Origin of the sequence: Microbacterium sp. (assembly GCF_036566905.1) — a bacterium.
Classification (GTDB): domain Bacteria; phylum Actinomycetota; class Actinomycetes; order Actinomycetales; family Microbacteriaceae; genus Microbacterium.
Genome location: NZ_DATCVK010000016.1, coordinates 1 through 11149, shown reverse-complemented (window position 1 = coordinate 11149; position 11149 = coordinate 1). Strand labels below are relative to the sequence as shown.

Below are 11149 nucleotides of genomic sequence, written 5' to 3'. Positions count from 1 at the left end.
TCGAGGTGCCGCGCGGGCTGCCGGCCCCCGTGCTGCCGAGCATCGCCGACGCCCCTGCGCTGCTGATCCCGGCGCTGTCGCTGGCCTTCATCGGCCTCGTGCAGGGCGCCGCCGTATCCGCCGGCATCCCGACCGCGGACGGCAAGCGCGCCGACGCCAACCGCGACTTCCTCGGGCAGGGGCTCGGCAACGTCGTGTCGGGCCTGTTTCAGGGCATGCCGGTCGGCGGGTCGATGTCGGGATCGTCGCTGATCGTCCAGGGCGGCGCGAAGACCCGTCTGTCGCTGTTCATCGCGGGAGCCGTCATGGCCGTCGTGGTGTTCGTCGCCGCGGATCTGGTCGCGTTCGTCGCGATGCCGGCGCTGGCAGGCCTCCTGATGGTGGTGGGATGGCGCGCGGTCAAACCGAGTCGCATCTACTCGGTGGTGAAGTCGGGCGCCCTGCCCACGGCGATCATGGGCGTCACCTTCGGGCTGACCCTCATCATTCCGCTCCAGTTCGCGGTGCTGGTCGGGGTCGGCCTCGGGGTCATCCTGTACGTCGCGGAGCAGTCCAACAGCGTGCGCGTGCGCGCCGTGCACCTCGCCGACGACGGGCGCATGCGCGAAAGCGATCCGCCGGCGGTCGTCCCGCCGGGGGAGGTGCTGGTGCTCCAGCCCTACGGGAGCCTCTTCTTCGCGAGCGCGCCGGTCTTCGAGCGCCAGTTGCCCGATGTCAGCCGCGAGTCGAGCGGAGCAGTAGTGATCGTGCGGCTGCGCGGCACCGACGAGATCGGCCTGTCGCACGTCGAGGTGCTGCGCCGCTTCGCCCACGAGCTGCGCGACGCCGACTCGACGCTCAAGGTGGTCGCCAGCGAGGAGAGGGTCATCGCGCATCTGGCGGCCGGCGGTCTCACCGCCGACATCGGGGAGGACAACGTGTATCGCGGCTCCGAGTGGGTCGGCGAGGGACTGCGCCGCGCCTATGCCGATGCGCTGACGGAGATCCGGGACTGAGGTGACGTTGATCCGCACACCACACCACTGGTAAACTTGAGTCAACGCGACTCAACTTTCGCGATCCAGGATTTCAGGAGACACATGAACGCCACACAACAGCCCGGGCAGGAGGACGCGCAGAGCGCCCTCGAGCAGTTCGGGATCAACCTCACCGATCGCGCCCGCCAGGGCAAGCTCGATCCCGTCATCGGGCGCGACAGCGAGATCCGCCGCGTCAGTCAGGTGCTGACCCGGCGCACCAAGAACAACCCCGTGCTCATCGGCGAGCCCGGCGTCGGCAAGACCGCCGTGGTCGAGGGCCTCGCCCAGCGCATCGTCGCGGGCGACGTCGCCGAGTCCCTCAAGAACAAGGAGCTCGTCACCCTCGACATCTCCGCGCTCGTCGCCGGTGCGATGTACCGCGGCCAGTTCGAGGAGCGCCTCAAGAGCGTGCTGAAGGAGATCACCGAGTCCGACGGCCGCATCATCACGTTCATCGACGAGCTGCACGTGCTCATGGGCGCCGGCGGGGGCGAGGGATCGGTCGCGGCATCCAACATGCTCAAGCCCATGCTCGCGCGCGGCGAGCTGCGTCTCATCGGTGCGACCACCCTCAACGAGTACCGCGAGTTCATCGAGAAGGATGCCGCCCTCGAGCGCCGCTTCCAGCAGGTCTACGTCGGCGAGCCCTCGGTCGAGGACACCGTCGCGATCCTGCGCGGGCTCAAGGAGCGGTACGAGGCTCACCACAAGGTGGCCATCGCGGATGCCGCGCTCGTGGCCGCCGCATCGCTCAGCCATCGCTACATCCCGTCGCGGCAGCTGCCAGACAAGGCCATCGACCTCATCGACGAGGCCGCGTCGCGGCTGCGGATGGAGATCGACTCGGCGCCGCTCGAGATCGACGAGCTGCGCCGACACGTCGACCGCCTGAAGCTCGAGGAGCTCGCGCTCAAGAAGGAGAAGGACGCGGCGTCGAAGGAACGCCTCGCGGCGCTGCGCGAGACCCTTGGGCAGGAGCAGCAGCGGCTCGGCGAGCTCCAGGACCGCTGGGACCGCGAACGGGCCTCGCTGAACCGGGTCGGCGACCTCAAGACCAAGCTCGACGCCGCCCGCATGGAGGCCGAGCGCGCGCAGCGCGAGGGCAACCTCGAGAAGGCGTCGCGCCTGCTGTACGCCGAGATCCCGGCGCTCGAGCGTCAGCTGGTGGAGGCCGAGCGCGAGGAGCCCGCCGGCGACCGCATGGTCAACGATCAGGTCACCGAAGAGGACATCGCCGCGGTCATCGCGGCATGGACCGGCATTCCGGTCGGCCGTCTGCTGCAGGGCGAGACCGAGAAGCTGCTGCACCTCGAGGCCGAGCTCGGCAAGCGCCTCATCGGGCAGAAGCAAGCCGTCAAGGCCGTCGCGGATGCGGTGCGCCGCTCGCGTGCGGGCATCAGTGACCCCGGTCGCCCGACCGGCTCGTTCCTCTTCCTCGGCCCGACCGGCGTCGGCAAGACCGAGTTGGCCAAGGCGCTCGCCGAGTTCCTGTTCGACGACGAGCACGCCATGGTGCGCATCGACATGTCGGAGTACGGCGAGAAGCACACGGTCTCGCGGCTTGTCGGCGCCCCTCCCGGATACATCGGATACGAGCAGGGCGGTCAGCTCACCGAGGCCGTGCGGCGACGCCCGTACTCGGTCGTGCTGCTCGACGAGGTCGAGAAGGCCCACCCCGAGGTGTTCGACGTGCTGCTGCAGGTCATGGACGACGGGCGCCTCACCGACGGCCAGGGACGCACGGTCGACTTCACGAACGTCATCCTCGTGCTCACATCCAACCTCGGCTCGCCGATCCTCATCGACCCCACCCTGTCGACCGAGCAGAAGCGCGACACGGTCATGGCGATCGTGCGACAGGCGTTCAAGCCCGAGTTCCTCAACCGGCTCGACGACATCGTCATGTTCTCGGCGCTCAGCGAGGACGATCTCGCGCAGATCGTCGAGCTGGCGGTGTTCGCGCTGCAGCGGCGCCTCAAGGACCGCCGCCTGTCGCTCGCCGTGACGCCCGACGCCCGGGCCTGGCTCGCCGAGCGCGGCTACGACCCGGTGTTCGGGGCGCGGCCGCTGCGCCGGCTCATCCAGTCCGAGATCCAGGACCGCCTCGCGATGGCGCTGCTGTCGGGCGGGGTGCGCGACGGGGACGTCGTGCGGGTGGATGTCGCGGCGGACGGCTCGTCGCTGGTGCTCACCAGCGACGGCCCGGCCGTGGCCGAGCCGACGGCGGATGACGAGGACGTGATCGAGGCCGAGCTGCTCGACGACTGAGCCCGGCGAAGGAGCCCGGCGACCGGCACCGGAATGACGGATGCCTCGCCCCGCCGAAGCGGGACGAGGCATCCGTCCTGGTCTGCGGGGTCGTTCAGTCGTTCACGAGCACAGAGTCAGCGGCGGGACGACGCACTCGCGGGGCGGTCTCGCGCGCCTGGAGTTCGGCGGATGCGGTGCGGATGTCGCCGAGCTTGCCGACGGCCATCACAGTGATGGCCGTGAAATCGCCGCTCAGGCCGAAGGCAGCGGCGATGGCATCGCGGTCGAAGCCGCCCATCTGGTGCGTCGAGAGGCCGTCCGCGTGCGCCTGCACGGTGAAGTGGGCGGCCACCTGCCCGGTGTCGTACTGCGCCCACGTCATCGGCTGGCCGTCGCGCGTCGTCTCGGCGACGAACACCACGAGCGCGGCCGCCTCGCCGGCCCACGCGCTGTTGAACCCGGCCAGCGCCGACACGACCTGGGAGTGGGATGCCGAGCCGCGGCGGGCGACGATGACGCGCCAGGCCTGCGTGTTGGCTGCGGTCGGCGCCCATCGCGCAGCCTCCAGCGCGCTCGCCAGGGCGGTCTCGTCGATGACGTACGCCGGGTCGAAGATGCGGGTGCTCCAGCGCTCCGCGAGGATGTCGATGATCGGGGCGTCGGTCTCGGCGGTGCGATCGGTGAGGGTGGGCATGGCGTCTCCTTGCAGGGTTGAGTGATCTTCGGGACGCCGTCGGCCCGGATTCATGCAACGACATGCACCCGGGGCCCATTCCCGCCGCCCACGCGGCGCCGGCCGCCCGGCGCGTGAGAGCATCGATCGTGCGCACCGTCCGTGCCCTGTGGGGCTCCTCGCATCCCGGACCGACGCTCGTCGTGACGGCGCTCGCGCTGGCGCTCGGGATCGCGACCGGGCTCGACCCGTGGCGCATCGCGCTCCTGACCGTCTCGGTGTTCGCCGGCCAGCTGTCGGTCGGCATCTCGAACGACGCGTTCGACGCGGCGCGCGACCACGAGGTCGGACGCACGGACAAGCCCCTCGCCCGCGGGGACGCCGCTGTCGGCGTCGCGTGGGCGGCGGCGCTCGGCCTGCTCGTGCTGGCGCTGGCGCTCTCGGTGCCGCTGGGCTGGCGGATGCTGGCCGCGCACGCCCTCGCGCTCGGCTCGGCGTGGGCGTACAACGCCGGACTGAAGTCGACGCCTTGGTCGATCGTCCCCTTCCTCGTGAGCTTCGGGATCTTCCCGTCGCTCGCGACGCTGTCAGCCCCGGATCCGGCCTTCGCGGCCGGCTGGGCGTGGATCGCCGGTGCGGCGCTCGGCGCCGCCGTGCACCTCACCAATGTGCTGCCCGACCTCGACGACGACGCCCGCACCGGCATCCGAGGCCTCCCGCACCGGCTCGGTCCGCGAGCGTCGGCGGTCACTGCCGCGCTCGCGGTGGTCGGTGGTGCGATCGCCGTGCTGCTCGGCGCGTCGGGCGGCGATCTCGGCGCAGTCTCTGGGGTGTCGTGGGTCTTCTTCGCGGCGGTCGTCGCGGTGGCGGCGATCACGGCCTGGCGGGCGATCGCGCGACCGCCGACCCGCGCCCTGTTCCGGCTCGTCATGCTCGCGGCGCTGCTGCTGGCCACGCAGTTGGTCGCCTCCGGGAGTGCGCTCGCGGCCTGACGTACGGTCCCTGCAGGGTTTCGGGGGCAGCCGGTCCGTCAGGCGTCGGCGTCGAAGCCCATCGCGTACGCGCGGGCGAAGAGCCGACCCGACGGGCCTGCGAGCATCGCACGCACGGCCGTGCGGCGCAGCACGTCGGTGTACGCAAGCGGGCGGCCGAGCGCCGTGTTCACGGTCGCCATCGCGGCTGCTGCGCGTGACGACCGCAGCCGGCGCTCCTCCCATCGCCGCAGCTCGGCGTCGGGCTGAGTCCCCGTGCGCATCCACGACGCGAGGAGCGGCGCCAGGGTCACGGCGTCGAGCAGACCGAGGTTCATGCCCTGACCGCCGATCGGGCTGACCTCGTGCGCTGTGTCGCCGATCGCGAACACCCTCCCGTTGCGCAGTCGCGGCGCGACGACCCGGCGGACCCCGAACGACGTCGCCGTCTCCACGGCGCTCGCGGCGGCCTCCTCGCCGCGACGGGTGAGTGCGTCGCGCAGCCGCGCCGAGCGAGCCTCCGGTGCGTCATCGCCGCCCGGGGCATCCCAGGCCACGAACCGGCGCCGGCCGCCGGGCAGAGGGAAGGACTCGAGCACCCCGTCGGGGTCGAGGTGCACCAGCGCGACGTCGTCGTCGGATCGGCCGGCGGTGGCGGCATCCGTCATCAGATAGCGGTCGCGGTACTCGCGCACGCCCACGCGGCCGGGCCGGTAGACGAGGTCGCGCCCGCCCGCACCGCCCGCGACGACCACGAGGCGGCTCTCGAACTCGATGATGCGGCCGAGGTGCGTCGCCCGCACCACGACGCCCTGTGCGCGCGGGATCACCGCGATGACGTGGGCGCCTCGCAGCGGCTCGGGGGCGCCGGCGCCGAGCACCGCTTCCGTGGTCGACTGCGGGAGCGTCGCCACGAACGGGAACCGCGCGGCCAGCGCATCGAAGCGCACGGTGCCGAGCAGGCGTCCGCGGCTGTGCGCCTCGCCGCGCCGCACGCGCACGGCGTCGGCGAGCAGTCGGTCGGTGAGGCCCGACGGCTCGAGGGCGGCAAGGACGGGCGAGTGGATGCCGATGGCCCGGGTGCCGTCGCCGAGCGCAGGCCGGCGCTCCAGCATCCTCACCTCGACATCGCGGCGCGCGAGCTCCGTCGCCAGCAACGTGCCGACGGGGCCTGCGCCCACGATCGTGACGTCAGCCACGACCGCGACCCGTCGCAAGCACGCGGAACGGCGCCGGGGTCTGCACGGCCCAGGTTCCGGGCATCGCCTCGTCGAGCACGGCGGCCAGTTCGGCCGGCGTGTAGCTGCGCCGGATCGAGCGCAGCCCGTCGGTGCGCAGGAACGTGCCGGGCGCGAACGGTGTGATGCCGATCGCGTACAGGGCGTAGGCGAGCCTCGAGCGCGCGATGTCGCTGTGCAGGACCAGCCCGTGCGACAGCGTCAGCGACTCCGCGACGAAGCCCGCGAGCTCGGCGCCGAGATGGTGCAGCACGTGATTCGACAGCACCGCGTCGTAGGTGACGCCCTCCGCGACGAGCGTGGCGGCGTCTGTGCACCGGAACGTCACGCCCTCCACGCTGCCGCGCTCGAGGGCGACCTGGTACGAGCGGGGATCGGGGTCGATGCCGGTCCACTCGACCTCGGTGCCGTCGCGCCGGGCGGCCGCGGCGAGCCGCAGCACGAGGTCCCCTCCGCCGCAGCCCACGTCGAGCACGCGTGCAGGGCGGCCCAGCGTCGCCAGGTGCGGAGCGAGGGTGTGCCGGTACACCGTGCCCCACCCCGAGACGAGGCGGTTGATCGTGCCGAACCGGCGCAGTGTGGCGCGCAGACGGTCGGGGTCGCACGCCGGGTCGTCCATGAGCTCGGCCAGGCGCTCGTCGCGGACGGCGAGAGTCATGCGGGCCCGTCCACGCTCATGTCGTCCGCGGGTGACGGTCCGCGCCCTGCGCGCAGTCCTCGTGCATGCTTGCGGATCTCGAGTGCGGCGACCGCCGACATCACGCGGATGCCGCCAAAGCGAGGGCGATGTGGTCATCCGCCGCTTCGGCCACCCGCCGCTTGGTCATGAGCGCCGATTCGACGGTGAGCCCCGGCCCGAAGGCGAGCCCGGCGACGCGGGCGCCGTCGCCCACGGCGTCGTCGCGCAGGAGCGCCGCGAGGATGAAGAGGATCGTCGCGCTGGACATGTTGCCGAAGTCGCGCAGCACGCCGCGAGAGGTGGCCAGTGCGTCTGGTGCGAGCCCCAGCCCGGTCTCGACGCGATCGAGCACACTGCGTCCGCCGGGATGCACCGCCCACACGGCCGGCTGGCCGTCGTCGCCCAGGAACCGCGCCACCGCGCCCTGGATCTCGCGGCCGATGATGCGCGGCACCTCGGCCGACAGCACCATCTCGAAGCCGTTGTCGCCGATCGTCCACACCATGTCGGTCTCGCCCTCGTCGGTGAGCGCGCTGCCGAAGCGTTCCAGGTCGAGCCCGCCGGCGCGGCCGAGGGCCGGATCCGCCGTCACGATCGCCGCGGCGGCGCCGTCGGCGAAGACGGATGCCGCGACGATCTGCTGCGGATCGGCCGAGGCCCGCACGTGCAGCGAGCAGAGCTCGGTGCAGACCACCAGCACCACGGCGTCCGGCCGGGTCCCCGCGAGCGCCGTCGCGACCCGCAGCGCCGGGAGCGCGGCCGCGCATCCGATGAATCCGAGGTGGCAGCGTTCGACCGTCGGACTCAGCCCGAGGTCGCGGACGAGACGATAGTCCGGTCCTGGCGCGAACAGTCCCGTGCACGACACGGTGACGACGTGCGTGACGGCCGACGGCTCGATGCGCCCGTCGCGCAGCGCCTCGCGGGCCGCCTCGGCCGAGAGCGCTGGAGCCGTGGCGATGTAGAGGTCGTTGCGCGTGCCGGTCGTGGGGGAGAGGAGTCGCCCCTCCGCGTCGATGAAGGCGGGCACCCCCGCCGCCCGCGGTCCCGGCGGCGTCGCCAGGTCGGTCAGGACGGTGTGACGCTGTTCGATGGCCGAGGCGTCGAACACCGCCTGGATGCGCCGCCGGGTGAGGCGATCGACGCCGTCCTGCGCCGCGAACAGCGCACGGACATCGTCCTGCCGGATCCGGGTGGCAGGGACCGCCGTGCCGATCGAGACGATGCGCGCCGTCATGGAGCAACCTAAGCACGCCCGGGCACCCGTCAGCACCGTCTTGCCGGAATCCGGGCCGTGAGGTACCGGGGCAGTGCCGGACGCGCGTCAGCCGCCGAGTGCGGAGGCCCCGACCCGACCCTGCACGGCGGGCCGAGGCATCCGACGATCTCCCCCGCTCAGCGCCCGGGGTCGGCGCCCCGGCCGTCCGCGGAATCGGCCGCGGCCGGACCGCCGTTCGTATGCTCCTCGTGGGCATCGGGCAGCTCGCGCATGCCCCAGAACGGGCCGATGACGACGAAGAGGCCGGCCAGCAGCTCGCCGCACGCGGCGATCCAGAGCGTGGGGACGGTGCCGATCCAGGTGCCGAGCGCGCCGGCGAGGAGCGCGCCGATGGGCATGACGCCCCACACCACGAAACGGATCGAGGCGTTCATGCGGCCGAGGAGCCGGGGCGGTGTGATGCGCTGGCGGAAGGTGACCTGCGTGATGTTGTACAGGAGGATCGTGAAGCTCGACACGAAGAACTGCACGATCAGCAGCGGGAAGGCCAGCGCCGGCACGAGCGAGATCGCGGGCAGGAAGAGCGGGGCGATGCAGAAGGCGATCGCACTGATCGGGATCGCCCGCGCCTCGCCGATCCGCTTCACGATGTGGGGCGTCGCGATCGCCCCGAGCAGGCCGCCGACGGCGGACAGCGAGAAGACGATGCCGAACATCTGCGGTGTGAGGCCGAGCTCGCGCAGCGCGAAGATGGGCAGCAGGGTGGTGGTGAACGTGCCGAAGAAGTTCGCGACGCCGGTCGTGCCGACGATGCGGCGCAGCAGCGGGTTGCCGAACACCCACCGCAGGCCCTCGCCGATCTCGTGCGCGAGCGGCTTGTGGTCTTCGGGGGCGCGAAGCTGCTCGTGGTCGCGGGTGAACAGCAGCGCGACGAACGAGGCGAGGTAGGTGCCGACGGTGATGAAGATCGCCAGGGGGGCGGCGAGCACGCCGACCAGCCATCCGCCGAACGCGGGGCCGGCCAGCCCGGCGAGCTGCTCGGTCGACTGCAGCTTGCCGTTGGCCTCGGCGATCTGATTCGTGCGCACCAGCGAGGGGATGATGCTCTGGTTCGACACGTCGAAGAACACCGTCGCGACGCCCATGATGAGCGCCACGACGATCATGTGCCAGATCTCCAGTGCGCCGAGCAGTGCGAGTGCGGGCAGCGTGCCGAGGGCGACGGCTCTCACCCCGTCGGCGACGATCATGACGTGGCGCTTGCGCATGCGGTCGATCCAGGCGCCGGCGGGGAGCCCGACGACGAGGAAGGCGGCGACCTGCGCGGCGTTGAGCACGCCGACCTCCCACTCGGTCGCATCGAGCATGAGGACGGCCAGCACGGGGATCGCCAGCTCTGTGATCTGCGCGCCGAACTGGCTGAGGGCCTGTCCGCTCCACAGGGTCAGGAAGTTGCGGTCTCGCCACAGCGAGCCCTTGCCGGCCGTGGGGATGGGCGTCGCGGCGGCGGCCGCGGCATCCTGATCCGCCTCCACTGCCTCATCGGCACCGGCTCGCGAAGTGAGCGTGGATGCCTCGGCACGCGCTTCGGCGAGTGTGTCGGCGGCGAGCTCTTCGGGGGCGGCGTCGACCCCGCGAAGCCCATCTGATTGGGACATGTCAATCAGTGTGCGCCACTGATTGAGATCTGTCAATCAGTCTTGTACGCTGACCACGTGGCCGAGGATGGGGAAGACCGGATCGAGCTGCGACACGGTGATCCCGAGGCGGAGGCGCGGATGCGCGCGCTGAGTTCACCGCTTCGCCTGCGCGTGCTGCGGCTGTGCGCGTTCGAGTCGCGCACCAACAAGGAGCTCGCCGAGCTGCTCGGCATGAACCCCGGCACGATGCTGCACCACGTGCGCACCCTCGTGCAGACGGGCTACCTCGCCGCCGAACCCGAGCGCTCCGGCGCGCAGGGAGCGCGCGAGGTCCCCTACCGGGCGACCGGGCTGTCGTGGCGGACGTCGATGCCCGGCGGTTCGCCCGTGCTCATCGAGACATTCCTGCAGCAGATCCAGGGCGTCGATCCCGATGACCTCGACACCACGTGGCTCGGGCTCAAGCTCACGCCCGAGCACCGCACCGAGTTCCAGCACCGCCTCTACGCCCTGGTCAACGAGTTCAAGGAGCGCGGCCCCGACGCGGACGGCGACACGTACTCGTTCTTCAGTACGCTGCACCCCGACGAGAACCCGCCCGCCGCCCGCTGACCTGCGCTTCACGTCCGCCCACGCCCGTTCGCGTGCGCCCACGCGCGCCCGTTCGCGTGCGTAACTCAGGAGATCCGGCGGAGGGTTCCCCGTCTGATCGCGGAATGCTGCATGCGCTCGGCGAAAGTCCTGCGATTCTTCCTGAGTTGGGAACGCGTGTGGGGCGTGACGGGCGCTTAGCCTGAGGGGATGACGACCGCCACGGCTGACCTGTACGACGAACGCGGTGACGAGCTGGACTCGCTCTCGCTGCAGCTGCACGACTTCGGCGGGCGCGTCGCGTTCGACGGTCCGGTGCGAACGGTGCGGTGCCACCGTGACAACGCGCTCGTGAAGGACCTGCTCGCGACCCCGGGCGACGGCGCGGTGCTCGTGGTCGACGGCGGAGGGTCGCTGGAGTCCGCGCTCGTGGGCGACCTCATCGCGGCGTCCGCGGTCGAGAACGGCTGGGCCGGGCTCATCGTCTTCGGCGCGATCCGTGACCGCGTCGCCATCGGCGAGCTGCCGATCGGCGTCAAGGCGCTGGGATCGAACCCTCGCAAGAGCGTGAAGGCGGGGATCGGCGAGGTCGACGTTCCGGTGACCATCGCGGGCGTCGCCTTCGTTCCCGGCAGGCATGTGTGGGCGGATGCCGACGGGATCCTCGTCGAGCGCTGACCACCGCGCGCCGATCGGGGCGCCGGTGCGCCGGCACATCCGGTCGGCGCGGGACGCGCGGCGGCGCCCGAGCGGCGCGCGGTGGTCAGCGCTCGACGAGGACCCCGTCGGCATCCGCCCACACGTGCCTGCCGGGAACGAAGGCGACGCCCGCGACGGTCACCGGAACGTCGACCTCGCCGATCCCCGCC

At 71.8% G+C, this 11149-nt stretch carries 11 protein-coding genes; 5 read left to right on the top strand and 6 right to left on the bottom strand.

Going from position 1 to position 11149, the window contains the following annotated elements; genetic code table 11:
* Positions 1–995, top strand: a 995-nt coding sequence (locus VIP82_RS01850) for a SulP family inorganic anion transporter (RefSeq protein WP_331905598.1), incomplete at its 5' end; no start/stop codon positions are given.
* 84 nt (positions 996–1079) lie between these two features.
* Positions 1080–3287, top strand: a complete 2208-nt coding sequence (locus tag VIP82_RS01845; protein WP_331905597.1) for an ATP-dependent Clp protease ATP-binding subunit — start codon at positions 1080–1082, stop codon at positions 3285–3287.
* Positions 3288–3381: 94 nt separating this feature from the next.
* On the opposite strand, the gene VIP82_RS01840 is transcribed toward VIP82_RS01845, so the two are convergent.
* A complete protein-coding gene (locus VIP82_RS01840) occupies positions 3382–3963 on the bottom strand; it encodes a nitroreductase family protein (protein ID WP_331905596.1) in 582 nt (193 codons plus the stop codon).
* Positions 3964–4091: 128 nt separating this feature from the next.
* On the opposite strand from VIP82_RS01840, the gene VIP82_RS01835 reads away from it, so the two are divergent.
* On the top strand, positions 4092–4934 hold the full coding sequence (locus VIP82_RS01835; protein WP_331905595.1) for a UbiA family prenyltransferase: 843 nt from the start codon (positions 4092–4094) through the stop codon (positions 4932–4934).
* 38 nt (positions 4935–4972) lie between these two features.
* Here VIP82_RS01835 and VIP82_RS01830 read toward each other — a convergent pair whose 3' ends face one another.
* From VIP82_RS01830 to VIP82_RS01815, 4 genes are all read right to left on the bottom strand, one after another.
* Complete coding sequence (locus VIP82_RS01830; protein ID WP_331905594.1) at positions 4973–6112, bottom strand: FAD-dependent oxidoreductase; 1140 nt, start codon at positions 6110–6112, stop codon at positions 4973–4975.
* On the bottom strand, positions 6105–6809 hold the full coding sequence (locus tag VIP82_RS01825) for a methyltransferase domain-containing protein (RefSeq protein ID WP_331905593.1): 705 nt from the start codon (positions 6807–6809) through the stop codon (positions 6105–6107). The genes VIP82_RS01830 and VIP82_RS01825 overlap by 8 nt, the downstream gene beginning before the upstream one ends.
* 100 nt (positions 6810–6909) lie before the next feature.
* Positions 6910–8067: a type III polyketide synthase gene (locus tag VIP82_RS01820; protein ID WP_331905592.1), complete on the bottom strand. Its 1158-nt coding sequence runs from the start codon at positions 8065–8067 to the stop codon at positions 6910–6912.
* A 158-nt stretch (positions 8068–8225) separates the two neighbouring features.
* Positions 8226–9707 carry an MFS transporter gene (locus VIP82_RS01815; protein ID WP_331905591.1) on the bottom strand — a complete coding sequence of 494 codons (1482 nt, stop codon included), beginning with the start codon at positions 9705–9707 and terminating at the stop codon, positions 8226–8228.
* Between the two features lie 57 nt (positions 9708–9764).
* Between VIP82_RS01815 and VIP82_RS01810 the strand changes: the two genes are divergently transcribed.
* Both VIP82_RS01810 and rraA read left to right on the top strand, forming a co-directional pair.
* Positions 9765–10301 (top strand): helix-turn-helix domain-containing protein, encoded by a 537-nt coding sequence (locus VIP82_RS01810; protein WP_331905590.1) that lies wholly within the window; start codon positions 9765–9767, stop codon positions 10299–10301.
* A 189-nt stretch (positions 10302–10490) separates the two neighbouring features.
* On the top strand, positions 10491–10958 hold the full coding sequence (gene rraA, locus VIP82_RS01805; RefSeq protein ID WP_331905589.1) for a ribonuclease E activity regulator RraA: 468 nt from the start codon (positions 10491–10493) through the stop codon (positions 10956–10958).
* 85 nt (positions 10959–11043) lie between these two features.
* On the opposite strand, the gene VIP82_RS01800 is transcribed toward rraA, so the two are convergent.
* Positions 11044–11142, bottom strand: coding sequence for an RraA family protein (locus VIP82_RS01800; protein ID WP_414684604.1), 99 nt, complete (start codon positions 11140–11142; stop codon positions 11044–11046).
* Between the last annotated feature and the right edge of the window lie 7 nt (positions 11143–11149).

Coding starts and splice junctions, on each gene's coding strand:
- VIP82_RS01845 (WP_331905597.1), top strand. CDS start 1,080: ATGAACGCCACACAACAGCCCGGGCAGGAGGACGCGCAGAGCGCCCTC.
- VIP82_RS01840 (WP_331905596.1), bottom strand. CDS start 3,963: ATGCCCACCCTCACCGATCGCACCGCCGAGACCGACGCCCCGATCATC.
- VIP82_RS01825 (WP_331905593.1), bottom strand. CDS start 6,809: ATGACTCTCGCCGTCCGCGACGAGCGCCTGGCCGAGCTCATGGACGAC.
- VIP82_RS01820 (WP_331905592.1), bottom strand. CDS start 8,067: ATGACGGCGCGCATCGTCTCGATCGGCACGGCGGTCCCTGCCACCCGG.
- VIP82_RS01815 (WP_331905591.1), bottom strand. CDS start 9,707: ATGTCCCAATCAGATGGGCTTCGCGGGGTCGACGCCGCCCCCGAAGAG.
- rraA (WP_331905589.1), top strand. CDS start 10,491: ATGACGACCGCCACGGCTGACCTGTACGACGAACGCGGTGACGAGCTG.